We start from the raw sequence: 25,238 nt of genomic DNA, 5'->3' as shown, positions 1-25,238 counted from the left end.
GTGTACGCCGACGATATCCGGGCCTATCGCCCCCGGGACGAGCAGGAGGAGACCGACAAACGGATCATCCTGGAGTACGTGGACCAGTACCCCGACACTGTGCTCACCCGCCGCAACGAGTACGCCCACATCACCAGTTCCGGCTTTGTGGTCAACGCCGACGCCTCCAAGGTGCTCATGGCCCACCACAACATCTATAAGGTGTGGGCCTGGACCGGCGGCCACGCCGACGGGGACGGGGACCTGCTCTCCGTGGCCCTGCGGGAGGCCAGGGAGGAGACCGGCGTCACCCATGTGCGCCCCCTCTCGCCCGCCATCGCCTCCCTGGACATCCTGCCCGTGTGGGGCCACGTGAAGCGGGGAAAATACGTGGCGGCCCACCAGCACCTGAACGTGTCCTACCTGCTGACCGCCGACGAGGACGACGCCCTCGCCGTCCGGGAGGGGGAGAACACCGGCGTGGCCTGGCTGCCCGCCGACCGCCTTACCGAGCTGACCAACGAGTGGCAGATGGACTACGTGTACCTGAAGCTGCTCCGCCGGGCCAGAGCCCTGCTGGGCCTGGTATAAGAAGACCCGGTGTACGGAACCATGGCTCCGTACACCGGGTTTTGTGCTATTCGCAGGTGGGCAGGCCGCCGTCCTGGTCATCATCGGAGACCATGCGGCTCAGGCGATCCTTCAGCCGCTGGCGTTTCTTCTCCAGGGAGCGGAGGTGGTGCTCCTTCAGGTGCTGGAAGGTGAAGCCGCCGGGGAACAGGCTGTTGACCGCCATGGCCGCCACCACGCCGATGGCGGTGTCCAGGATGCGGTTGAGGGCGTAGCTGACGTAGGAGTCCACCGGGGTGTTGAACAGCAGGATGCACAGCACCACGCCGCCGGGCTGGACCCCGCCCACCCAGAAGACCTGACACAGGAGGATGAGGATCACCACACCCACGAACACCAGGGGCACCAGCAGCAGAGAGTGGCCGCCGTCCGGGTAGAAGATCAGGTACACCCGGAACAGCGCCATGCCCAGCAGTCCGCCGATGAGGGTGCCGAAGAGGCGGTTGCCGCCGTGGAGCCGGGAGTTCTCCAGATCGCTGCCCATGCCGAAGATGGCGCCGATGCAGGCAAAGGCGGGGCTGCGGTCCAGAAAGAAGTACACCAGGGCACACAGAGCGGCCGCGGTGGCCGTCTTGATGTTGCGCATGCCGATTTTGGGCAGGGGACGGGGCGAGGGACGGTTTTGGCTCATGTCAAACGCTCTCCAACTCCGAAAATTTGGCTGCCTGTACCATATGTGGAAACATTATATCATGAGGACGGAGCTGTTGGGAAGAGCAAAACAGAACTTTTTGGATAAGAATATGGAGAAAAAAGAAAAGCAGGGCCATTTGGCCCTGCTTTTCAGCGCGTTCTCTGACTGCGCCGGCCCAGGGCCAGCGCGGCGGCGGCCAGCACGGTGGCGGCGACGCCCAGCGTCAGACAGCACAGCAGCATCAGGTTGGCCCCGCCCATGGGCAGGGAGGCCCCCGCGTCCAGGGCCAAGCCGCTGATATAGCTGCCCAGCATGCCGCCCATGCCGTTGGAGGCCACCATCATCACCGTCTGGCCCCGTACCCGGTCGGCCTCGGGCACCGACTCGTTGACAAAGTACACCGACGCCGGGGTGAACAGGCCGTACCCCAGCATCTGGAGGGGCTGGGCCAGGAACACGGTGGCCAGGTTGAAGGAAAGCAGCAGGGCCACCGCCTTCAGGGCGGTGAAGAGCATGCTGATGAGGATGAGGCGCCCGCTGCCCAGGCGGCGGAGCATGCGCTGGAAGAAGAAGGCGGTGGGCAGCTCAAAGCCGCCCATGATAAGCAGCGCCACGCCCAGGTCGGCGCTGTTGCCGCCCCGGCTCTCCACCACGTTGACCAGGAAGTTGGACATGGGCAGGCAGGCGGTGAGGCCCAGCAGGATGGCCACCAGCATGAGGGTGAAGGGGGGATTGCTCTTCAGCAGGTACCACACCGAGTGGGGCTGCTCCGCCGGCGGCGCGTCCGCTGCCGCAGGCGCGGCGCGGAAGGTGGGGTAGGAGATGGTCAGGGCGATGACCGCCGCCACCAGCACGGTGTGGGTGATGAGGGTGCTCTCCACGCCCATGGACTGGGTCTGGAGGCCCAGGAGCACGCACACCACCGCGTAGGCCATGGAGCCGATGCCCCGGCCCAGGCTGTACCGGATGGGCATGCCCGCGTTGATGAACTGGATGGCCATGGCGTCCATCAGGGGGTAGGCGGAGATCTCAAAGCCGCCCAGGATGATGAGGACCAGGGCGGTGCCTGCCATGCCCATGGGGCACAGGAGGAACACCAGGGAGGCGGCCAGAGACAGGGCCAGGGACAGGGAGACGATGACCTTCAGGGGGATCTCCGGGTGCCGGTCGGCAAAGCCGCCCAGCAGGGGCTGGCAGATGATGCCCGCCAGGCAGCGGATGGCAATGAGCAGGCCGATCTGGCTGTTGGAGAAGCCCCGGTCCCCCAGCAGGGCGGCCAGATAGGCGCAGATGGCGGCAAACATGGCCCAGTAGCCGATCTGCATGACGATATAGTGCAGGTCAAGCCTGCGGAGGGAGGGCTGTGTGGCGTTCAATCCGTTCACCTCGTCAATAGCGGAATTCCGGCTTTGCGTCGGCGCCGAAGAACTGGAACAGCTCGGGCAGGCGGGTGGAGCTGGTGCAGTACATGACCACCACCATGTCCGGGTCCAGCCAGTCCATGTAGTCCATCAGGTTTTCCTTGAAGTAGCGCAGGTCGATGGTGATGAGCTCCGAGCAGTCCAGGGCCAGGAAGGGGGCCAGGATGCAGGAGTAGGAGTCCCGCACCAGCAGCACCCGGGGGCCGTCCGGGTTCAGGTGGTTGGTCATGCGGGCCAGGTTGTAGTCGCCGCCGGCGTAGAGGGTGTAGGGGTTGCCGTTGAAGTAGTCGATCTCCTCCACCCGCTCCGGGAACAGCAGGGACTCCTCAAAGGGACCGGTGCGCTCAATGGCGTTGAGGGGCACCGAGTAGGTGAAGTCGGTCTCAAAGTTGGGCTTCCACAGGTTGATGCTGTCCACGCCGGTGTACAGCGTGCCCACCCGCTTGCCCTGGCTGCCCAGGAAGGAGTCCTCATAGGTGATCTTGGTGTAGCTGTCCGGGTCGGTGTGGGCCGGGTCCACCTCATAGCCCAGGATCTCCGACAGCCGCTCCGTCACCGCCTGGTAGCCCACAAAGCCGCCCTCCGGGGTCCAGTGGTGGTCGGTGCGGAAGTAGAAGCGGGGGGCGTCGGGCTCCTGGGCCGCCTCCTCCAGCACGGGCCGCAGGTCCAGGGTGTCCACGTCCAGCTCATCCAGAGAGGCCAGAAGCCGGTCGGTGTTGTCGTGGCCGTAGTCTGTGACGCCCTCGGGCAGCTCGTCGCCGCTCTGGCTCACCTTCTGGGGGGCCTGGACGTAGAGCAGGGGGATGTCCTTCTCGGCCAGCTGGTCCCGGAACTCGGCCAGGGCCTGGGCGTAGGGCTGGGTGTCGGTGGGGCCGCCGTACAGGTTCTCAAAGGCCAGGTCCCCGCCCTCCAGCTTGATGACGGTGTAGTCCGCCTCCACGTCCTCCACCACCCGGCGGCCCATGAGCCGCTGAATGCCGCCGTAGAGCTGGATGAAGTAGTGGTCCTCGTCCAGGTCCTGGTTCAGGGCGTTCTCCGCGCCGGAGAGGAAGGTGGGCAGGTAGGAGAAGTCCCGCCGCAGCTTGCCGAACTCGGCCCGCAGGTTGCCGCTGCCGCTGAAGAAGGCGGTCACGGCCACCACCAGTCCGGCGGCGATGCCCAGCAGGAAGAGGACGGCGGTGAGATTGCGTTTCAGTTTGCTCATGGTGCGTCCTCCTTAGAAATTAAAGTAGATGAAGGGGTTGTAGGTGCCCTTGATGGTGAAGCACACGGCCACCACAAAGACCGCCAGCAGGGCCAGGGTGGACAGGCAGTCCCACACCGGCAGCAGCTTGCCGTTTGCTGTGACGGTCAGCTTTTTCCGAATCCAGGTGGCGGTGGGGGCGGCGCAGAGCACGGCGCCCAGCAGGATGACCCAGTACTCCCGCAGGTAGAGGGCCGCCTGACTGCTCCACACCGGCATGGAGCCGATATGGAACAGGGAGAGGAAGTAGGAACCGGCGGCGGACAGGGAGTCGGACCGGAACACCACGCAGGTGAGCACAAAGGCCGCCTGGGTGTAGAACCAGCCGATGGCCTTGGGCCAGCCCTTGCCCATGCCGCCGTACTTCTCCAGCATGAGCAGCGCGTAATTCATCAGGCCCCAGACCACATAGGTCCAGTTGGCGCCGTGCCAGATGCCGGTGAGGAGCCACACCACAAAGATGTTGCGTACCACCTTCCACTTCTTGTCCACCCGGCTGCCGCCCAGGGGGAAGTAGACGTAGTCCCGGAACCAGGAGGTGAGGGAGATGTGCCACCGGCGCCAGAACTCGGTGACCGAGGTGGAGATGTAGGGGTAGTCGAAGTTCTCCAGGAAGTGGAAGCCGAACATGCGGCCCAGGCCGATGGCCATGTCGGAGTAGCCGCCGAAGTCGTAGTAGAGCTGGAGGATGTAGCATACGGCGCCCAGCCAGGCGAAGGCCACCGACTGGGGCTGGCCGTGGTTGAAGGCGGCGTCGGCCACAACGGCCAGCTGGTTGGACAGGATGACCTTCTTCCCCAGGCCCACCAGGAAGCGCTGGACACCGGCGGTGAAGTCGTCCCAGTTCTCCCGGCGGTGGAGGATCTCCTCGGCCACCGTCTCGTACTTCACGATGGGACCGGCGATGAGCTGGGGGAAGAAGGAGATGTACAGCCCCACGTTGAGCAGGCTCTTCTGGGCCTGTCCCCGGCCCCGGGCCACGTCCAGCACATAGCTCATGGCCTGGAAGGTGAAAAAGGAGATGCCGATGGGCAGGTTGATGACGGGTACCGTCAGCTGGAAGCCCAGCAGGTTCAGGTTGGTGAGGACAAAGGTCAGGTATTTGAAGATGAACAGGATGGACAGGTTGCAGATCACTGCGATGGTGACCGGGAGCCGCAGGCTGCGGCCGTGGTTCTTCCAGGCGGCAACCCACAGGCCGAACAGGTAGTTGGCCACAATGGAGCCCATCATCACCACGACGAACCAGGGCTCACCCCAGGCATAGAAGAACATGGAGGCCAGGGTCAGGAAGATGTTCTGTCCCTGCCGCCACTTGCGCAGGGGGAGGTAGTACACCAGAAGCACCACCGGCAGGAACAGAAACAGGAACACAGAGCTGGAAAAAAGCATGGGTCGAACTCCTTCGTGAAGATTGGGGCCGTCAGGTGAGATAGCGGCCCGCAAAAGGGATCTTGCTGATGAGCCAGGCCGCCGCCGCCGAGGGGATCAATACCAGGGCGGTGACGGCGGGCACCGCCAGCACCGGCGGCAGGGGCAGCCGGGTAATGCCGAAGTGGCGGTAGACGATGAGGAACAGGTCGTGGACCAGGTAGACGCCGAAGGTGATTTTGACCAGACCGGACAGGCTCTGCCGCCGGGAGCCCTCGTCGCTCACCCCCAGCAGGTACCGGAACAGCACGAACACCGCCACCGCCATGGCCGCCACATTGGGGGTCATGTAGTCGTAGAGGGCGCCGGACAGGGCGCCGCTCCGGAGGGAGAGCACCCGGGTGCCCCAGATGGTGGCCGCACCGCCGCCGATGCCCAGCAGGTAGATGGTGATCTCCGCCACCCGGCCCAGGGGGAAGGCCTTCAGGTAGTACCCCGCCACGTAGTACCCCACATAGCCCATGACCATGTGCAGATTGAGCCGGGAGAGGTAGGTGGAGACGGTCTGGCTGGGCCGGAGCTGGAGCAGGGTGGGCAGCAGGTAGGCCACCACGAAGCACAGCAGGAAGAAGTAGTGAAAATCCTTCCGGGAGGCCCCCTGGACAAAGGCCCGGAGGATGGGGGTCACCAGGTAGAGGCCCAGGATCACATAGAGGAACCACAGGTGGTAGTGGGTGGTGCCCAGCAGGGCGGTGTACAGGGCGGAGCGGACGCTCTCCCAGGTGAAGGCGCCGCCCACCCGGCCGAAGTCCACGATGGCGTACACCGCGCCCCACACCACCAGGGCCACGAAAATGCGCAGGATATGGTGGAAGAACAGCCTGGGCAGGGTCAGGCTCTTCTTGGGGTCCAGCAGGAACATGCCGGAGAGCATGACGAACACGGGCACGCACCAGCGCACCAGACTGTCGTATACATTATATATATCCCACGCGCCGCTGCCCACGGGCACGTCGTAGATCCACAGGCTCACCACATGGATGACCGCCACCGCCGCGATGGAGAGCACCCGCAGCAGGTCGGCGTAGGCCAGGCGGCCGTCAGAGGTCTTGGCCATGGGTCACCCCCTGGCGGGGACGATCTCGATCCAGTAGCCGTCCGGGTCCTCGATGAAGTAGATGCCCATGGCCGGGTTCTCAAAGCAGACGCAGCCCATATCCTTGTGGCGGCGGTAGAGCTCGTCGTAGCGGTCGGTGACAAAGGCCAGGTGGAACTCGCACTCCCCCAGGTCGTAGGGCTCAGTGCGGTCCTTCAGCCAGGTCAGCTCCAGCTCAAAGCCGGTCTCCCCGTCTCCCAGGTACACCAGCTTGAAGGAGCCGTCCTCCGCCTCCTTGGTGCGCACCGGGGAGAGCTCCAGGGCGTCCCGGTAGAAGGCCAGAGACTTGTCCAGGTCCAGAACGTTGAAATTAAAGTGTGCAAAGCGCAGCATATGGTTCACCTCATTGAAAAGATGCGGCAGGATGGGTGCCGAAAACAACGGAAAGCATTATATCACATGATCTGGAAGTTGAACAGGGCGGGGGCGGAAAAACAGGGGGCGGAAAATTTACCGCCGGTCAGAAAATGTCGAATCAGACGGTAACGCGAAAATAAAAAAACGGGCGTAAATGTGGAAAAAGTAACGAGCTTTCTCTCCTTTGGCGGAAAGGAGACATAAAACAGGAAAATTGGTCGCTGGTTCCTGTTTACAAAAGTAATCGAACATACGTTTCTTGTGCGGAAATCACTTGTTTTCACACGAAAATACCGGGGTTGGGAGGGAAAAAAGAGTTAAAAAAGGGTTGCATTTTGGTTACATAACAATTATACTAAAAACACTGGTGGGGGAAAATGGAGCCTGCCATTGCCCAGAGGGGGGAAAGTGGAGGAGAGGTGAAGGGGAATGATGAGCGCCACCGGCACGTACGAGCACAGCCTCGATGCCAAAGGCCGCCTGTTCATTCCCGCCCAGCTCCGCCGTGAGCTGGGGGACACCCTCTACGTCACCATGGGTATTGACGGCTGCCTGGCCGTCTATCCCCAGGAGACCTGGGACACCTTTACCGCCAAATTCGCCGCCCTGCCCATGACGGAGTCGGTGGCCATGCGCCCCCTGTTCGCCAACGCCGCCAAGTGCGAGCCGGACAGCCAGGGCCGGATCGTCATCCCGGCCATGCTGCGGAAGTTCGCTGGACTGGAGAAGGACGCGGTCATCACCGGCGTCCACAACCGGGCGGAGATCTGGAGCGCCGAGCGCTGGCAGGAGAAACAGGAGGAGATCACCCCCGAGAAGATGAACGCCATCCTCAAGGGGCTGGGGCTGTAATATGAGTGAGATGGAATTTTCCCACAAGCCGGTGCTGCTCCAGGAGTGCATCGACGGATTGAATATCGACCCGGCGGGCGTCTATGTGGACGCCACCCTGGGCCGGGCGGGCCACTCCCGGGAGATCGCCCGGCGGCTCACCACCGGCCGGCTCATCTGCATCGACCGGGACCAGGCCGCCCTGGACGCGGCACCCGGGCGGCTGGAGGGCCTGATGGACCGGGTGACTCTGGTCCACGGCAACTTTGGCGACCTGGCGGACATTCTGGACCGGCTGAAGCTGGACAACCTGAGCGGCGTGCTGGCCGACCTGGGCGTGTCCTCCCCCCAGCTGGACGACGCCAGCAGGGGCTTCTCCTATATGGCTGACGCCCCGTTGGACATGCGGATGGACCAGTCCGAGGCGCTTACTGCCAGAACGGTGGTCAACGAGTGGCCCCAGGAGGAGCTCCGGCGGATCCTGTTCCAGTTTGGCGAGGAGCGGTATGCCCCCGCCATTGCCGCGGCCATTGTCCGCGCCCGGGAGAAGGCCCCCATTGAGACCACCCTTCAGCTGGTGGACATCATCCGCTCGGCCATGCCTGCCCACGCCCTGCGGGAGAAGCAGCACCCGGCCAAGCGGTCCTTCCAGGCCATCCGCATCGCGGTCAACGACGAGCTCTCCGCGGTGGACAGGCTGATCCAGGCGGCTGTGCCCGCGCTGGCGCCCGGCGGACGGCTGGCCATCATCTCCTTCCACTCGCTGGAGGATCGGATCGTGAAAAACGCCTTCGCCGCCTTTGCCAAGGGCTGCACCTGTCCCCCGGACTTCCCGGTGTGTGTGTGCGGGAAGAAGCCGGTCATCCGGCTGGTGAATAAAAAGCCCATCGTGTCCGGCGAGGAAGAACTGAATGAGAACGCCCGCGCCCGCAGCGCCAAGCTGCGGATTGCGGAGAAACTGTAAATGAGAGAAAAGGGAACACCTTCCCCAATGCATCTGCAAAAGAATGGAGTGGACGCCCCATGGCAACTGCCGCAGCCCGAAGAAGACGATATAACACGCCCCGCGCCACCTATGACAGCGTGGCCTACGACCTGAGCTACACCGATACGGCTGCCCGGCCCCTCCGGGGCGGAGAGCAGACCGGGACCCGCCCCCTGGTCCGGCCCAGAGAGCGGGCGGCAGTCCGGCCCAAAGCCCGGGTGCGGGAGGCGGGGGCCGTCTCCCCCTTCGCGGTGGTGGGCTTCCTGGCCATCGGCGTGTTTGCCGTGCTGGTGCTGCTCAGCTCCATCCAGCTCACCACCCTGTCCGACGATATCGCCAGCCTGAAGAGCGACCTGTCCGAGCTGGAGGAGCAGGAGAGCTACCTGCGCACCCAGTACGAGCTGGCCTTTGACCTGGCCAGCATCGAGACCGCGGTGACGTCCGACGGCACCATGGTCAAGCCTCAGGCGGGGCAGATCCTCTACCTGGACCTGTCCGAGCCCGACAGCGTGGTGCTGTTCAACGACGAGGAGACCCCGGTCCAGGGCCTGAACGGCGCCCTCCAGGGCATCCAGAACATCCTGGGCAATGTGGTGGAATATTTCAAGTGAGCCACCCCATATAGTTTTGTAAGACCCGAAAAGAGAAAAAGGGTTGCACCCGCAGCCCACACAGAGAGGGCGTAAGAAAATAAAATTTTCTTACGCCCTCCATATTTCAGTGGGGAAAGAGCGACGGAAGTGAAAACCGTTGAGCAGGGAGCACAGGGGCGGCCGCTCAGCCGTCCCCGGACGCCCGGCCTCATAGAGAGAAAACAGTCAGCGCGTTTTTACAGGCACAGAGGTGATCGTATGATGAACGGCGAAAAGAAACAGAAGCAGCAGCCCGACCGGCGGGGAAACCGCACCATTCTGGGGCGCACCATCTTCCTGATGGCCATCTTCGGCGTGGTGATCTTCATTCCCCTGCTGGTGCGGCTGTACGACCTGCAAATCACCAACCATGAGTACTACCAGGAGCTGGCCATCGGCCAGCAGACCAGGGACGTGGCGGTGACGGCCAACCGGGGCACCATCTATGACAGCAAGGGCACCCCCCTGGCCCTGAGTTCCACGGCCTACGACATCATTGTCTCCCCCCGGGACCTGAACACCGTCCAGGAGAACTACCAGAAGAAGGTGGAGGCCTATCAGAAGGGGGAGAGCAAGACGGCCCCCGGCCCCGAGCCCACCGACGAGGCGGTGGCGTCCGGCCTGGCGGAGATTTTGGGCCTGGACAAGGACACCATTCTCCTCCGCCTCCAGAAGGACACCTCCTACGTGCGCCTGGCCGCCAAGGTGGAGCAGGACGTGAACGAGCAGGTCATGGCCTTCAAGCTGGAGTACGGCCTGTCCAACGCCCTCTACTCCACCCCCACCTCCAAGCGGTACTACCCCCACTCCAGCCTGGCCGCCCAGGTCATCGGCTTCGTCAACTCGGAGAACGAGGGCGCCTACGGCATGGAGGCCTACTACGACAGCGTGCTCTCCGGCGAGACCGGCCGCGTGGTGACCGCCAAGAACGGCAACGGCACCGAGATGCTCTCCCGCTACGAGAACTACTACGACGCCACCGACGGCAACAACCTGAATCTCACCATTGACGCCACCATCCAGTACTACTGCGAGCGGGCTCTGGAGAAGGGCATTGAGATGTACGACGTGCAGAACGGCGGCTTTGCCATCGCCATGGACCCCAACACCGGGGCCATCCTGGCCTGGGCCAACTCTCCCACCTACGACCTGAACAACCCCAGCCAGGTCACCGACCCGGACACCCTGGCCGAGCTGGAGACCCTCAAGAGCACCTACGGGGAGGACAGCGACGAGTATAAAGAGGCCCTGGGCAACGCCCAGCTGCTCCAGTGGCGCAACAAGGCCATCAACGACACCTACGAGCCCGGTTCCACCTTCAAGTCCGTGGTGCTGGCCGCCGCCCTGGAGGAGGGCGTGGTCAGCGAGAGCGACACCTTCAACTGCACCGGTTCGGTGGTCATCGCCGGCAGCACCATCCGCTGCTCCGACCGCAAAGGCCACGGCACCCAGACCCTGGCCAAGGCGGTGGCCAACTCCTGCAACCCGGCCTTCATCGCCATCGGCCAGCGGCTGGGCGCGGAGAAGTTCTACGACTACCTGGAGGACTTCGGCTTCCTGGAGCTCACCGGCATCGACATGCAGGGCGAGGCGGGCAGTACGGTGTGGTCCCGTGATTGGTTCACCGGCCCCTACGGCGAGGCCTCCCTGGCCACCGCCTCCTTCGGCCAGCGCTTCAACGTGACCCCCATCCAGCTCATCACCGCCGCCTCCGCCGTCATCAACGGGGGCCACCTGATGCAGCCCTATGTGCTGGAGTCCATCACCGACGCCGACGGCAACGTGCTCCAGAGCACCGAGCCCACCGAGCGCCGCCAGGTGGTCAGCGAGGCCACCAGCGAGAAGTGCCGCACCATCCTGGAGGGCGTGGTCAACGGCGGCACCGGCAAGAACGCCTACCAGGCGGGCTACCGCATCGGCGGCAAGACCGGCTCCTCCGAGACCCTGGAGGACGACCACACCATCGTCTCCTTCCTGGGCTTCGCCCCCGCGGACGACCCCCAGGTGGTGATCCTCATCGCCTTCGATAACCCCAAGCCCGTGTCCCCCGGCAGCAACTACACCTCCGGCGGCTACTACATCAGCGGCGGCGTCATGGGCGCCACCCGGGCCGGCGAGCTGCTGGCCAACATCCTGGACTACATGGGCGTGGAGAAGCAGTACACCGCCGAGGAGCTCTCGGGCGCCGACGTGCTGGCCCCCAGCGTGGTGGGCCTGTCCGTGGCCGACGCCCAGGCCAAGGCGGAGGCCGCCGGGCTTACGGTGCGCACCGTGGGCAGCGGCGAGACCGTCACCGACCAGATCCCCATCCAGGGCGCGTCCATCCCCGGCGGCAGCGAGATGGTGCTCTACCTGGGCGAGGCCAAGCCCACCGACCAGGTGGAGGTGCCCGACCTGTCGGGCAAGTCTCCTGAGACGGTGCGCCAGACCCTCAGCAACCTGGGCCTGTACATGAAGGCCACCGGCGTGTCCGACTACTACACCTCCAGCACCATCGCCGCCGGCCAGTCCATCGCCGCCGGCACCATGGTGGACCGGGGCACCGTGGTGGAGGTCCAGTTCATGGACAACACCGCCACCACCGCCGGCGCAGGCTTCTGAGCGGGCGGCATTTCCCAAGGCGACCAGCCCGGTCCGGGAGCATTCCCGGACCGGGCTGAAGCGAAGATTCTGATATCGGCACACAGAGTGAGGGGTGACAGCATGAGACTGAAGGCGCTTTTGTCCGGCGTGGCCCTCCTTGGGGGCTCCGTGGACGAGGATGTGGAAATTTCAGGAATCAGCTACGACACCCGCACCATCCGGCCGGGGGAGCTCTTTGTGGCCCTCACCGGCTACAAGACCGACGGCCACCAATTCCTCCATGAGGCGGTGGAGAAGGGGGCGGCGGCGGTCATCTGCCATAAGGCCCCCGACGGGCCCGGGCCCTGGCTCATCGCCGGGGATACCCGGGCCGCCCTGGCGGCGGTGTCCGCCAACTGGTTTGGCCGCCCGGCCGACGCCCTGACCGTCATCGGCGTCACCGGCACCAACGGCAAGACCACCACCACCTATCTCCTCAAGGCCATGCTGGAGCAGGTGCTGGGGGCAAAGGTGGGGCTCATGGGCACCAACCAGAACATGATCGGGGAGGAGATCGTCCCCGCCCACCGCACCACCCCCGAGTCCTGGGAGGTACAGAAGCTGCTGCGGGACATGGCGGACCGGGGCTGCACCCACGTGGTGATGGAGGTGTCCTCCCATGCCCTGGCCCTCCACCGGGTGGACGGCATCCGGTTCCAGGCCGGTATCTTTACCAACCTGACCCGGGACCACCTGGACTTCCACGGCACCATGGAGGAGTACCGGCGGGTGAAGGGGCTTCTCTTCCGCCAGACCGGCACGGCGGTGCTCAACCTGGACGACGAGGCCGGGCGGTACTACGCCTCCGCCGTCACCTGCCCGGCGGTGACCTACTCGGAGAACAAGGACGAGGCCGACGTGACCGCCAAGAACATCCGCCTGTTCCCTGACCGGGTGGAATTCGAGGCCCTCACCACCGGGGCCATCGCCCGGGTGAAGCTGCCCATCCCCGGCGGGTTCACCATCTACAACGCCCTGGGCGTCATCGCCTGCGGCCTGGCCCTGGGGCTGGACCTGCCGGAGGTGTGCGGCTCCCTGGCGGAGGCCAGGGGGGTCAAGGGCCGCATCGAGGTGGTGCCCACCCCGGCGGACTACACGGTCATCATCGACTACGCCCACACCCCCGACGCCCTGGAGAACATTCTCACCACCGTGCGGGACTTCACCCCGGGCCGGGTCGTCTGCCTGTTCGGCTGCGGCGGCGACCGGGACCGGACCAAGCGGCCCGTCATGGGGGCCATCGCGGCGGAGCTGGCCGACCTGGTGGTGCTCACCTCCGACAATCCCCGCACCGAGGACCCGGAGGCCATCCTGGCCGACATCCAGGCGGGCATGGAGGGGAGCGACACCCCCTGCATCGTGGTGCCCCACCGGCGGGAGGCCATCCGCCGGGCCCTGGACGAGGCCAGGACCGGGGACACGGTGGTGCTGGCGGGCAAGGGGCATGAGACCTATCAGGAGATCGGCACCACCCGCCGCCACCTGGACGAACGGGAGGAGGTGGCCGCCTATTTTGACGGCCAGTCCCGGGACTGTCCATGAAAATCGGAAAACAGAAGGAAAATTTGTTACTTTTTGAGTGGAAAACACCAGCTCGCTTATGGTAAAATACCACTTTGTGAAAACGGACCGGAGAAGCCCGGCGTGTGCGGGCGGAGGTTTGGGAGGTTCAAAAGATGAGATATGTAGTAAGCTTCCTGGTGGCCTTTGTGGTGGCCTTCCTGGCGGGTAAGGTGCTGATCCCCCTGCTGCGCCGGCTGAAGGCGGGGCAGGGCGTGAAGGAATACGGACCCGCGTGGCACAACTCCAAGCAGAACACCCCCACCATGGGCGGCCTGACCTTTATCGTGGGCATCACCGTGGCGGTGCTCACCGTGGGCTGGCGGGACATCGCCGCCGGGGCCTACGGCGCCCTGTTCGTGCTGGTGTTCGCCCTGGTGTTCGGCGCCATCGGCTTCTTTGACGACTATGTGAAGGTGAAGTACCACCACGGCGACGGCCTGTCCGCCGGGATGAAGTTCCTGCTCCAGCTGGCGGCCGCCATCGTGTTCACCCTGCTGCTGCGCCACTTCGGCTACCTGAGCTTCGACCTGTACATCCCCTTTGTCAACGTCACCCTGGACCTGCCCGAGTGGCTGTACATGGTCTTTGCCGCCTTTGTCATGGTGGGCACGGTCAACGCCGTCAACCTGACCGACGGCATCGACGGCCTGGCCACCGGCGTGACCATGCCCGTGTCCCTGTTCTTCCTGGCGGTGTCCGTCCTGTGGGGCGCCATTGAGCTGGGCGTGTTCGCATCCGCCCTGTTCGGCGGCCTGTGCGCCTTCCTCATCTACAACTTCCACCCCGCCAAGGTGTTCATGGGGGACACCGGCTCCCTGTTCCTGGGCGGCGTGGTGTGCGGCATGGCCTTTGCCCTGGATATCCCCCTGCTCCTGATCCTGGTGGGCATCATCTACATCGCCGAGACCCTGTCCGACATCATCCAGGTGACCTATTTCAAGCTGACCCACGGCAAGCGGATCTTCCGCATGGCGCCCCTGCACCACCACCTGGAGCTGGGGGGCTGGAGCGAGGTGAAGCTCTTTACCGTCTTTACCCTGATCACGCTGGCGGCCTGTCTGCTGGCCTATTTCGGCCTGATCAACCGCTATCCGTTCTGAGCTGACAGAGCGGGAGAAACCTTTGGGAGGTGACCGTCACGGCGCGGAAAATGAAGCGGGATCTCACCGTGGAGGAGCAGCTGGCACGGGGACCCATGGATCTGCCCTTCCTGATGCTGACCCTGATGCTCACGGGAATCGGGCTGGTGATGGTGTTCTCCGCCTCCTACGCCACAGCCTACTACGACGGCGTGGTGGCCAAGCACGACCCCACCTACTACTTTGTCCGCCAGGCCCTGTTCGGCGCGGCCGGCATTGTGGTCATGTACCTGGTGAGCAAACTCAACTACCAGCACTACCGCTGGCTGGCGGTCTTTGCCCTGCTGGCGGCCTTCCTGTGCCTGGTCCTGGTGTTCACCCCCCTGGGCTTCGGCAAGGCCACCACCGGCGCCCAGCGCTGGATCCGTGTGCCCGGCCTGGGCAGCTTCCAGCCCTCTGAGATCGCCAAGCTGGGCGTGATCCTCTACTTCTCCTCACGATTGTCCAAGCGGAGCACGGAGAAGCGAAAAAAGTACGACCTGCGCAAGCCCTCCGGCCGCCTGCTGGACCTGCTGGACCGGATCGGCTTCATTGAGCTGGTGCCCTATATGCTCATCCTGGGGGCAGTGGCCCTGCTCATGCTCATGGAGCCCCACATGTCGGGCACCATCCTCATCCTGGTGGCTGGCGCGGCTGTCCTCTTTGCAGGCGGCATCAAGCTGGGCTGGTTCGTGGCCGGCGGCGCGGTGGTGGGCGCGGGGCTGTGGTTCATCATGACCCAGACCAGCTACATGGCCGCCCGGCTGGCCATCTGGCAGGACCCCTGGAGCGACCCCCTCAACGGCGGCTATCAGACCATCCAGTCCCTGTACGCCATCGGCTCCGGCGGACTGCTGGGCGTGGGCCTGGGCAACTCCCGGCAGAAGTTCAACTACCTGCCCGAGCCGGAGAACGACTACGTGTTCTCCATCACCTGCGAGGAGCTGGGCTACATCGGCGCGGCCATCATTATCATTCTCTTCGCCCTGCTGGTCATCCGGGGCTACTGGATCGCCATCCACTCCCGGGACCGGTTCGGCGCGCTGCTGGTGGTGGGTATCACCACCCTGGTGGCGGTGCAGGTGTTCCTGAACATCGCCGTGGTCACCAACCTGATCCCCCCCACCGGCATCTCGCTGCCCTTCTTCAGCTACGGCGGCACGGCACTGGTCATACAATTGGTAGAAATGGGAATTGTCCTGTCGGTGTCCAGGCAGATACCGGCGCCCAGACAGGGCTGATACGTTACGGTACGAGAGGTTTGGAGTGAGGTATTGATGAACATCCTTTTCACCTGCGGCGGCACCGCGGGACATATCAATCCGGCGGTGGCGCTGGCCCGGCTCTTTCAGGAGCGGAATCCGGGCTGCCGCATCCTCTTTGTGGGAGCGGACGGGGGCATGGAGACCCGCCTGGTGCCCAAGGAGGGGTATGACATCCGCACGGTGACCATCACCAACTTCCAGCGGTCCCTGACCCCGGCGGCGGTGGGCCACAACCTGAAGACCCTCTTCAACATGGGCCGCTCCAAGAAGCAGGCCAACGCCATCCTGAACGAGTTCAAGCCCGACCTGGTGGTGGGCACCGGCGGCTACGCCTCCTACCCGGTGGTCAACGCCGCCGCCAAGCGGCACATCCCCACCGCGGTCCACGAGTCCAACGCGGTCCCCGGCCTGACCACCAAGGCCCTGTCCAAGGTGGTGGACGTGGTGATGGTGGGCTTTGAGGAGAGCCGGAACCACTACGAGCATCCGGAGAAGGTGGTGGTGACGGGTACCCCCGTCCGGGGCGACTTCTTCCGGTACACCAGGAAGGAGGCCCGGGAGAAGCTGGGCATTGCCGACGACCGGCCCCTGCTGCTGTCCTTCTTCGGCTCCCTGGGTGCGGCGGTGATGAACGACCTGATGGTGGACGTCATCGCCCAGGAGTGCGCCCAGGGCGCGCCCTTCCGCCACATCCACGGCGGCGGCCGGGACTTTCAGCGGATGCAGGCGGCCCTGTCCCGGAAGGGCGTCAGCCTGAAGGACACCGGCGTGGAGCTGCGGGAGTACATCTACGATATGCCGCTTATCATGGCGGCCGCCGACCTGGTGGTCTGCCGGGCGGGGGCCTCCACCATCTCGGAGATCTCCGCCATCGCCAAGCCCTCGGTGCTGGTGCCCTCCCCCAACGTGGTGGCCGACCACCAGACCAAGAACGCCAAGGTGCTCTCCGACCGGGGTGCGGCGGTGCTGCTGCCGGAGAAGGAGTGCGCCGGCAAGCCGGAGGTGCTGCTGGAGCTGCTCAACGGCCTGATGGCCGACAGCGCCCGCCGGGAGGACATGAGCCGGAACCTGCGGGAGATGGCCGTGCCCGACGCCAGCGAGCACATCTACCAGACCCTGGTGGGTCTGATGAAGAAAGGCTGAGATCCGTCCCATTTCAGCGTCCTTTGCCCTCTTTGCCCCGGGAACGCCCCTGGGAAGGGCCGCATAGTATGGCCTGAGTGAAAACAAGACCAACTTTGCGGAGGACGGAGGATATGAGTATTTTTCTGGTGGAGGGCGGCAGGCGGCTGGAGGGGACGGTCCGCGCCCACGGCGCCAAGAACAGCGTGCTGCCCATTCTGGCGGCCACAATCCTGGGCAGGGGGGAGAGCGTCATCCGCAACTGCCCCGACCTGTCGGACGTGACCGCGTCCCTGGCCATTCTGGAGCACTTGGGCTGCAAAACGGCCCGGGAGGGGGACACGGTGCGGGTGGATGCCTCCAGCCTGTCCCGGTGCGACGTGCCCGACAACCTGATGCGGGAGATGCGCTCTTCGGTCATCTTCCTGGGGGCCATCCTGGGCCGGATGGGGGAGGCGGTGCTGTCCGCCCCCGGGGGCTGCGAGCTGGGCCCCAGGCCCATCGATCTCCACCTGGCCTCCATCCGGGCCCTGGGGGGCGCGGTGGACGAGGCCGGCGGCGCCCTGCGCTGCACCGGCGGGCACCTGACCGGGGCGGACATCGTGCTCTCCATCCCCAGCGTGGGGGCCACGGAGAACACCATGCTGGCGGCGGTGGCCGCCGATGGGGTCACCACCATCACCAACGCCGCCCGGGAGCCGGAGATCGCCGATCTCCAGGCCTTCCTGCGCGCCATGGGGGCGGACGTCCGGGGGGCGGGCAGCTCCATGATCACCATCCGGGGGGGACTGCCCCTCCACGGGGCGGAGCACACTGTCATGGGCGACCGCATCGTGGCCGCTACATACCTGGCGGCGGCCGCCGCCGCGGGAGGGGAGATCGAGGTCACCGGCGCAGACTGCCGCCACCTGTCCACGGTGACAGCGGTGCTCAGCCAGGCGGGCTGCAAGGTCCGCAGCGACGACAGCCGGATCTCCCTCTCCCGGTCCGGCCCCATGCGGGGGGTCAGCCCGGTGCGCACCGCGCCCTATCCCGGCTTTCCCACCGACGCCCAGGCGCCCCTGATGGCGGCCCTGACCACGGCGGCGGGGACCTCGGTCTTTGTGGAGAACATCTTTGAGAGCCGCTACCGCCACGTGGATGAGCTCGCCCGCATGGGAGCCCATATCCGGGTGGAGGGAAGGGTGGCCGTGGTATTCGGCGTGGAGCGGCTGAAGGCCGCGGCAGTCCACGCCGCCGACCTGCGGGGCGGCGCAGCCCTGGTGGTGGCTGCCCTGGGGGCGGAGGGACGGAGCAGGATCTCCGGCCTCCACCACGTGGATCGGGGCTACCAGGACCTGGACGGGGCCCTGCGCAGCCTGGGGGCGGACATCGTCCGCCGGGAAGCGGACGGATAAGGGAAACTTAAGAATTTCCTCACACATTTTTCGATTATCTCCGGTATACTGAGAAGAAAAAACAGGCCGCCGGGCCCAGCCCGGCGGCAGCAGAGGAGCAGGGAAATGGCGGCGAGACGGAACAAGCGCAAGCGGCGGAACAGAGGACGCTTCGGCTTCCTCTATAAAGTGCTGTCCGCCGCCGTGATCGTAGCGGCGATCGTGGCGGGCTGCGCGGTGTTCTTCCGGGTGGAGAACATCGAGGTCAACGGCCAGTCGGCCTACACGGCGGACCAGATCATCAGCGCCGCCGAGGTGGAGCAGGGGGACAACCTCTTTGCCGTCAACAAGTTCAAGGTCATGCGGCAGATCATCTCCCGCTTGCCCTATGTGGACGAGATCTCCGTGTCCCGCCGCCTGCCTGACACCCTGGTCATCAACGTGACCGAGTGTGTGCCCGCGGCGGCCATCCAGGGCGGCGACGCCTGGTGGATCATCGATACCAAGGGCAAGATCCTGGAGCGGACCGACGAGACCCGGGCGGCGGAGTTCCCGCCCCTCACCGGCCTGACGCCGGACAGCCCCGTGGTGGGCGAGCAGCTGAAGGCGGCGGAAGGGGAGGAGAACAAGCTCTCCAGCCTGGAGAAGCTCTTCGCGGCCCTGGCCGCCCGGGGCATGACGGACCAGGCCGAGAGCTTTGACCTGACCGCCATCAACTTCATCAAAATGGGCTACGGCGGCCGGTTCACGGTGAAGATCCCCATGAACACCGACTTCAACCAGGCGGCCAAGATCCTGGAGGCGGCCATCGGGGCCCTGGAGGAGACCGACCGGGGCGTCATCGACCTGACCCTGGACGAGCCCCACTTTATCCCCTACGCATCCCTGCTGGGCTGAGAGATCCGGCGGGAAGGAAGGAGAAGCGATGGAACAGACCGAACGCAGGAAGAAAAACCGGGGTGAGCTGGCCATCGGCGGCGTGTGCGTGCTGCTGGGCATCCTGCTGGCGGTGCAGCTGCGCAGCGTCAAGGTGAACAGCGCCGCCGACGCCACCAGCGCAGGGCGCCTGGAGACCCTCCAGCAGCTCTACAACGAGACCGTGGACAACCTGGAGACCACCAAGGCCCAGCTGGAGCAGGTGCAGGCCGAGCTCCAGACCTACCGGGACGAGGCCGCCTCGGGCAGCGGCGAGAGCGAGGCCCTGCGGGCCGAGGTGGACAAGCTGGAGATGGAGGCCGGCCTGGTGGAGGTGGTTGGACCGGGCGTGATGGTGAGCCTGCAGGACTCCAGCGCCGCCAACGTCACCGGCGACGAGGCCGACTACCTCATCCACGACAACGACCTGCTCTCGGTGCTCAACGAGCTGCGGGACGCGGGGGCGGAGGCCATCTCCCTCAACGGGGAGCGGATCATGGCCACCACCGAGATCCGCTGCGCCGGGTCGGTGGTCATCGTCAACGGCCGGCGGTACACCGCGCCCTTTGTGTTCAACGCCATCGGCGACCCCGACACCCTCTACTCCGCCCTCACCATGCGCAACGGCGTGGTGGACGTGCTGGGGCAGTGGAAGATCGAGGTGAAGGTGACCCCCAGCGAGATGCTCACCGTGCCCGCCTACAACGGGGTCATCGACTTCCAGTACGCCAAGCCCTCCACCGCCCAGAGCGAGGGCACGGAAGGGGGCGCTGTGGGATGATCGAATTTGCCGGACTGATCGTGGGCCTAGTCATCGGCTGCTTCCTGCCCTGGCACGTGCCCAGCCAGTACAGCCTCTATGTGGCCACCGGCCTGCTGGCCGCCCTGGACTCCGCTCTGGGCGGCATGAACGCCCGCATCAAAAAGACCTTCAACCTGTCCATCTTCCTGTCCGGGTTCTTCGGCAACGCCATCATCGCCGTGTTCCTGACCTGGCTGGGGGACAAGCTGGGACTGCCCCTATATCTTGCGGCGGTGGTGGTCTTCGGCACCCGCATGTTCCAAAACTTTGCGGAAATCCGGCGGGAACTATTGACCTCACGCCAAAAGAAGGCTAGAATAGAACGAGACATAAATAATGGTCAGACCTCAGAAAATGAGCTGCCATAATTTTCATAAAAAGAGAGATTTCACTTCTTTCACATAGGAGGAGCAGTTATGCCTTTTGGATTGGACAGCGGCCCCGATACGGTAGTTACCATTAAGGTCATCGGCGTCGGCGGCGGCGGCAACAACGTGGTCAACCGGATGGTGAAGTCCGGGATGAAGGGCGTGGATTTTATCGCGGTGAACACGGATAAGCAGGCGCTTACCGTGTCCAGCGCTACCTATAAGATTCAGATCGGCGAGAAGCTGACCGGCGGCCAGGGCGCGGGCAGCGACCCCGAGGTGGGCCGCAAGTCCGCCGAGGAGAGCCGCAGCCAGATCTCCAAGGCCCTGGAGGACGCGGACATGGTCTTCATCACCGCCGGCATGGGCGGCGGCACCGGCACCGGCGCGGCCCCCATCGTGGCGGACATCGCCAAGGAGATGGGCATCCTCACCGTGGGCGTGGTCACCAAGCCCTTCAAGTTTGAGGGCCGCCGCCGCATGATGCAGGCGGAAAAGGGCATCGAGGAGCTGCGCACCCGGGTGGACAGCCTGGTCATCATCCCCAACGAGCGCCTCAAGTACGCCACCGACCAGAAGATCACCTTCGCCAACGCATTCGAGATCGCCGACGATGTGCTGCGCCAGGCGGTGCAGTCCATCTCCGACCTGATCAGCAACACCGGCTTCATCAACCTGGACTTTGCCGACGTGACCGCGGTCATGCAGAACGCGGGCATGGCCCACATGGGCGTGGGCCGGGCCGCCGGCAAGAACAAGGCCGAGGAGGCCGCCAAGATGGCCATCTCCAGCCCCCTGCTGGAGACCTCCATCAATGGCGCCAAGGGCGTGCTGGTCAACGTGACCGGCTCCATGGACATCGGCCTGGAGGAAGTGGAGACCGCCGCCAACCTGGTGCAGGAGGCCGCCCACGAGGAGGCCAACATCATCTTCGGCGCCGCCTTTGACGACTCCCTGGACGACGAGATCCGGGTCACCGTCATCGCCACCGGCTTCGAGGAGGTGGAGAGCAAGATCTCCGCCACCCCCTTCTCCAGAGGCGGGGAGCAGAAGGCGCCTGCCGCCGCTGCCGCCGCCGCTCAGGCCCCCAAGACCCTGGAGCCCATGACGGAGGCCGACTCCAAGATCGAGGACGACCCCTTCAACGACATCTTCAAGATCTTCAACCGGGGAAAATAACACTGTGACGCTGCACGCCGGTCTGCTCTCGGGCAGACCGGCGTGGTTTTTCGCCGGAGGCTGGCATACCTGGGGCTTCCCGGGTTGCATTCCAGAAAAAACAGGCTTATAATAATGTCTGCTGAATCAGCGGCAATGCGTTTGATCGATGCGGTACAGCCGCATAATTCTTTCAAACGGCGCACACCGGAGGTTTGAAAGAATTTATCCATTGCCATAATGTATGTTACGATAGGATCTGCCGGACAGGCCGCCTCAGGGTTTGGCCGTGGGGCTGCCGGCGGGAGATCCGGCGAATCGCATGGAGAAGGAGTGATATGCGCCGTGAGCAGCGACCCTCTGAGTCGAACGTGGAAGAAAAACAGGACCAGCACGGCGCATGGAGGCTGAAGGGCGGAGGCGGTCCGCCCCATGTCTGCGGCGCCCATGCCGCTGGCGGAGCGCGTCACGCACCCATCCAAGGCCCGCGCCATCGCGGGATTTGGATGAGGGTATGACAGGGCGTTTTCCGCGGCGGCCTCAAAAAAGGACGCGCGGACCTCTCCCGGCAGGTGCGGGAACGGCTGCGGCCGGCGCCTCGACGGCGGCCCTTGTCCCGATCATGTGACGGACAAGGGCGGACTGCCGCATTGCGGGCGCTGCGGAGACCGAGCCTGCCTGTCCCCGGCGCGTCGGAAAGACGTGATTTGAATGCTCTCCATCCATAAGACCATTGACAAGAAGATGACCCGGCTGGACGCCATCCAGGACGGCTGCTGGATCAACCTGACCTACCCCACCGAGGACGAGCTGAACACCGTGTCCGAGGCGCTGAACGTGGACTCCGGGTTTCTCCGGGCCGCCCTGGACGAGGAGGAGACCTCCCGTATCGACACGGAGGACGGCCAGACCCTGATTATCATCGACGTACCTGCCGTGGAGAAGGACGACGCGGTGGTCTACTCCACCATCCCTCTGGGCATCATCGTGACGGAAAAGCACATCATCACCGTCTGCCTGAAGGAATCCTCCATTGTGAAGGACTTCCAGGACGGTCTGGTGAAGAACGCAGAGACCCAGAAGCGGACCCGGTTCATCCTCTACATGCTGCTCCAGGTGGCCAAACGCTTCCTGCAATACCTGAAGCAGATCGACAAGATCTACAACTACATGGAGCGCCACCTCTACAAGTCCCAGCGGAACAAGGAGCTCATCCAGCTGCTGGACCTGGAGAAGTCCCTGGTCTACTTCAACACCTCCCTGAAGGCCAACGAGGTCACCCTGGAGAAGATCCTCCGTGGCCGCATCATCACCCTCTACGAGGAGGACCACGACCTGCTGGAGGATGTGCTGATCGAGGTCCGTCAGGCCATTGAGATGGCCAACATCTACTCCTCCATCATCTCCGGCATGATGGACGCCTTCGCCTCGGTCATCTCCAACAACCTGAACGTGATCATGAAGGTGCTGACCTCCATCACCGTTTTGCTCACAGTGCCGAATATCATCTTCGGATTCTATGGAATGAACATCACCGCCGGCCTGCCCCTGGATCAGTTCTGGTGGATTCCCCTGATTTTGGCCATCCTGATCCTCAGCATCGTGGCCCTGATCCTGAAAAAACACGATTTGTTTTAACTGCGAAGTGATTCCGCATGTCCCCCAACAGGGGACATGCGGAATTTGTATATTATGACGAAAATCTCTGGGGCCGGAGACAATTAGCAGTTGACAATTTGGACAAATGATATATAATTCACAATGTGCTGCAAAAAGCTCTGCCCTGCGGGAAAGAGGGCAGAGGGCCCAAAAGCAGCACAGAAAAAACGCGGATAGTGGAAAGGAATGCATGAAATGAAGAAAAGCAAACGCGTACTCAGCCTGGTTGCGGCCGGCGCCCTGCTCCTGACGGCGGCCTGCTCCAACGCTCCCTCTGCGGAGAGCCCCTCCGGCACCCCCTCTGCCAGCCAGCCTCAGGCCAGTGAGCCCGCTCAGACCACTGCGGCCAACGGCGTCTACGAGGGCAAGGGTACCGGCTACGGCGGTGAGGTGTCCGTCCTGGTGACCGTGGAGGACGGACAGATGACCGACCTGCGGCTGCTGGACAACCATGAAACGGCTCCTGTTGTCAACCGGGCGTTCCCCATTCTGAAGGAGCGCATCCTGGAGGCCCAGTCCCCCGTGGTGGACAGCGTCTCCAGCGCTACCTTCACCTCCTTCGCCGTGAAGGCCGCTGTGGCCGACGCTGCCAGCCAGTACGGCCAGGACTTCGGCGAGATCACCATGACCACCGCCAGCGCGGAGACCCCCGCCGCTCCCGAGGATACCTCCACCCAGCTGGTGGTGGTGGGCGGCGGCCCTGCCGGTCTCGCCGCCGCCATCTCCGCCAAGCAGAGCGGCGTGGAGAACGTGATCCTCATCGAGAAGCTGGGCATCCTGTCCGGCAACGGCAAGTTCGACATGAACTTCTTTGACCTCATCAACTCCAAGGCCCAGCACAAGGCGGGCATTGAGTATACCATCGAGCAGTTCATCGAGGAGAAGAAGGATGCCGGCAACACTCCCGAGCGCCTCCAGGCCTGGGCTGAGGGCGAGTGGACCCTGGACGCCTGGCTCCGCGACATGGACATCCTGCTCAACCAGTCCAACGGCGGCACCAACCACATGGCGGAGAGCGACGTCTACGCCGGCGACCACATCCAGACCGGTCTGGAGAAGGAGGCCTATGAGCTGGGCGTTGACATCCGCCTGGACAACAAGGGCACCGACCTCATCATGGAGGACGGCGTGTGCAAGGGCGTTGTGGTGGAGACCAAGGGCGGCACCTACAACATCACCGCCGACGCTGTGGTGGTGGCCACCGGCGGCTTCTGCAACAACAAGGAGCTGCTGGCCAAGTACGCCCCCGGCTATGAGGTGCTGGAGACCTCCAACTCCATGGGTACCACCGGCGACTTCATCCCCGTGTTTGAGAAGAACGGCTTCGGCCTGGAGAACATGGGCAAGATGTCCGTCTTCTCCTACATCCTCAACCCCCGCCGTGACCTGACCGGCGGCGGCTCCGGCTTCCTGCTGGTGAACAAGGACGGCGCCCGCTTTGTGGATGAGGCCTCCACCTCCGGACTGACCCTGGGCACCGCCATTCTGGCCCAGCCCGACGGCGCTGCCTTCTATCTGGCTGACCGCACCCTGTATGAGGACAACTACCGCACCCGCAAGCACGTGGCCGCCGGCTACTATCAGCAGGGCGAGACCCTGGACGAGCTGGCCGAAAAGCTGGGGATCGACGCCGAGGGCCTGAAGGCCTCTGTGGCGGACTACAACGCCAACCTGCCCGAGGGCGCCCGTCCCTTTGATGCCGAGGGCCCCTACTACGGCGCCAAGGTTCAGACCGCCAACCACATGACCAAGGGCGGCGTCACCGCCGACGAGCGGGCCCAGGTCCTCTATGAGGACGGCACCGTGGTGCCCGGCCTGTATGCCGCCGGTGAGGTCACCTGGATCAGCGGCGCTTACAGCGCGGCTGTCACCTTCGGCCGCATCGCCGGCGCCTCCGTGGCGGAGGACATCCTGTAAGCCGCCTTTGCCGCTGAGGGCATAAATCCACCTCAAAAAGCGTGCTGCTCTCTGAGCAGCACGCTTTTTTGCACATTTTTGCGTGAATTTGAGGACGGATGGCGAAATGTTTCA

Annotated in this window: 22 protein-coding genes; 16 read left to right on the top strand and 6 right to left on the bottom strand. The window is 64.4% G+C overall.

The window, feature by feature from the left end:
• Positions 1–570, top strand: a complete 570-nt coding sequence (locus tag Q0K23_RS02090) for an NUDIX hydrolase (protein ID WP_294517302.1) — start codon at positions 1–3, stop codon at positions 568–570.
• Positions 571–616: 46 nt separating this feature from the next.
• Here Q0K23_RS02090 and Q0K23_RS02085 read toward each other — a convergent pair whose 3' ends face one another.
• The 6 genes from Q0K23_RS02085 to Q0K23_RS02060 form a co-directional block, all read right to left on the bottom strand.
• A complete protein-coding gene (locus Q0K23_RS02085) occupies positions 617–1,240 on the bottom strand; it encodes an aromatic acid exporter family protein (protein ID WP_294517300.1) in 624 nt (207 codons plus the stop codon).
• Positions 1,241–1,392: 152 nt separating this feature from the next.
• Positions 1,393–2,628 carry an MFS transporter gene (locus tag Q0K23_RS02080; RefSeq protein ID WP_294517296.1) on the bottom strand — a complete coding sequence of 412 codons (1,236 nt, stop codon included), beginning with the start codon at positions 2,626–2,628 and terminating at the stop codon, positions 1,393–1,395.
• Between the two features lie 4 nt (positions 2,629–2,632).
• A complete protein-coding gene (locus Q0K23_RS02075; RefSeq protein WP_294517293.1) occupies positions 2,633–3,868 on the bottom strand; it encodes a DHHW family protein in 1,236 nt (411 codons plus the stop codon).
• Positions 3,869–3,880: 12 nt separating this feature from the next.
• Positions 3,881–5,299 carry an MBOAT family protein gene (locus tag Q0K23_RS02070; protein ID WP_294517290.1) on the bottom strand — a complete coding sequence of 473 codons (1,419 nt, stop codon included), beginning with the start codon at positions 5,297–5,299 and terminating at the stop codon, positions 3,881–3,883.
• Between the two features lie 31 nt (positions 5,300–5,330).
• Positions 5,331–6,395, bottom strand: coding sequence for an acyltransferase (locus Q0K23_RS02065; protein ID WP_294517288.1), 1,065 nt, complete (start codon positions 6,393–6,395; stop codon positions 5,331–5,333).
• A gap of 3 nt (positions 6,396–6,398) precedes the next feature.
• Positions 6,399–6,767: a VOC family protein gene (locus Q0K23_RS02060; protein ID WP_294517286.1), complete on the bottom strand. Its 369-nt coding sequence runs from the start codon at positions 6,765–6,767 to the stop codon at positions 6,399–6,401.
• Between the two features lie 453 nt (positions 6,768–7,220).
• On the opposite strand from Q0K23_RS02060, the gene mraZ reads away from it, so the two are divergent.
• From mraZ to Q0K23_RS01985, 15 genes are all read left to right on the top strand, one after another.
• Complete coding sequence (gene mraZ, locus Q0K23_RS02055) at positions 7,221–7,643, top strand: division/cell wall cluster transcriptional repressor MraZ (protein ID WP_006574889.1); 423 nt, start codon at positions 7,221–7,223, stop codon at positions 7,641–7,643.
• Position 7,644: 1 nt separating this feature from the next.
• On the top strand, positions 7,645–8,586 hold the full coding sequence (gene rsmH, locus Q0K23_RS02050; protein ID WP_294517280.1) for a 16S rRNA (cytosine(1402)-N(4))-methyltransferase RsmH: 942 nt from the start codon (positions 7,645–7,647) through the stop codon (positions 8,584–8,586).
• A gap of 59 nt (positions 8,587–8,645) precedes the next feature.
• Entirely contained in the window at positions 8,646–9,218 is a 573-nt protein-coding gene (locus Q0K23_RS02045; RefSeq protein WP_294517278.1) for a hypothetical protein, read from the top strand.
• 240 nt (positions 9,219–9,458) lie between these two features.
• Positions 9,459–11,840 carry a penicillin-binding transpeptidase domain-containing protein gene (locus Q0K23_RS02040; protein WP_294517276.1) on the top strand — a complete coding sequence of 794 codons (2,382 nt, stop codon included), beginning with the start codon at positions 9,459–9,461 and terminating at the stop codon, positions 11,838–11,840.
• Between the two features lie 102 nt (positions 11,841–11,942).
• The gene (locus tag Q0K23_RS02035) at positions 11,943–13,403 is read left to right on the top strand and encodes a UDP-N-acetylmuramoyl-L-alanyl-D-glutamate--2,6-diaminopimelate ligase (RefSeq protein ID WP_294517274.1); all 1,461 of its coding nucleotides are present in this window, start codon (positions 11,943–11,945) and stop codon (positions 13,401–13,403) included.
• Between the two features lie 134 nt (positions 13,404–13,537).
• The gene (mraY, locus tag Q0K23_RS02030; protein ID WP_294517272.1) at positions 13,538–14,524 is read left to right on the top strand and encodes a phospho-N-acetylmuramoyl-pentapeptide-transferase; all 987 of its coding nucleotides are present in this window, start codon (positions 13,538–13,540) and stop codon (positions 14,522–14,524) included.
• Positions 14,525–14,574: 50 nt separating this feature from the next.
• Positions 14,575–15,783, top strand: a complete 1,209-nt coding sequence (gene ftsW / locus Q0K23_RS02025) for a putative lipid II flippase FtsW (RefSeq protein WP_294517270.1) — start codon at positions 14,575–14,577, stop codon at positions 15,781–15,783.
• 36 nt (positions 15,784–15,819) lie between these two features.
• Positions 15,820–16,950: an undecaprenyldiphospho-muramoylpentapeptide beta-N-acetylglucosaminyltransferase gene (gene murG / locus Q0K23_RS02020; RefSeq protein WP_294517393.1), complete on the top strand. Its 1,131-nt coding sequence runs from the start codon at positions 15,820–15,822 to the stop codon at positions 16,948–16,950.
• Between the two features lie 113 nt (positions 16,951–17,063).
• Entirely contained in the window at positions 17,064–18,326 is a 1,263-nt protein-coding gene (murA, locus tag Q0K23_RS02015; RefSeq protein ID WP_294517241.1) for a UDP-N-acetylglucosamine 1-carboxyvinyltransferase, read from the top strand.
• Between the two features lie 105 nt (positions 18,327–18,431).
• Positions 18,432–19,202, top strand: a complete 771-nt coding sequence (locus tag Q0K23_RS02010) for a cell division protein FtsQ/DivIB (protein WP_294517239.1) — start codon at positions 18,432–18,434, stop codon at positions 19,200–19,202.
• 28 nt (positions 19,203–19,230) lie between these two features.
• Entirely contained in the window at positions 19,231–20,001 is a 771-nt protein-coding gene (locus tag Q0K23_RS02005; protein WP_294517237.1) for a DUF881 domain-containing protein, read from the top strand.
• The gene (locus Q0K23_RS02000; protein ID WP_294517235.1) at positions 19,998–20,390 is read left to right on the top strand and encodes a small basic family protein; all 393 of its coding nucleotides are present in this window, start codon (positions 19,998–20,000) and stop codon (positions 20,388–20,390) included. Before Q0K23_RS02005 ends, Q0K23_RS02000 begins: the two co-directional genes overlap by 4 nt.
• Positions 20,391–20,438: 48 nt before the next feature.
• The gene (gene ftsZ / locus Q0K23_RS01995) at positions 20,439–21,569 is read left to right on the top strand and encodes a cell division protein FtsZ (RefSeq protein ID WP_294517233.1); all 1,131 of its coding nucleotides are present in this window, start codon (positions 20,439–20,441) and stop codon (positions 21,567–21,569) included.
• Positions 21,570–22,259: 690 nt separating this feature from the next.
• Positions 22,260–23,186 (top strand): magnesium transporter CorA family protein, encoded by a 927-nt coding sequence (locus tag Q0K23_RS01990; RefSeq protein ID WP_294517231.1) that lies wholly within the window; start codon positions 22,260–22,262, stop codon positions 23,184–23,186.
• A 216-nt stretch (positions 23,187–23,402) separates the two neighbouring features.
• Entirely contained in the window at positions 23,403–25,124 is a 1,722-nt protein-coding gene (locus tag Q0K23_RS01985) for an FAD-binding protein (protein WP_294517229.1), read from the top strand.
• Positions 25,125–25,238 lie beyond the last annotated feature (114 nt).

It is taken from the genome of uncultured Pseudoflavonifractor sp., from assembly GCF_944387275.1.
Taxonomy (GTDB): domain Bacteria; phylum Bacillota; class Clostridia; order Oscillospirales; family Oscillospiraceae; genus Pseudoflavonifractor; species Pseudoflavonifractor intestinihominis.
This window is presented reverse-complemented; position numbering and strand designations above follow the sequence as displayed.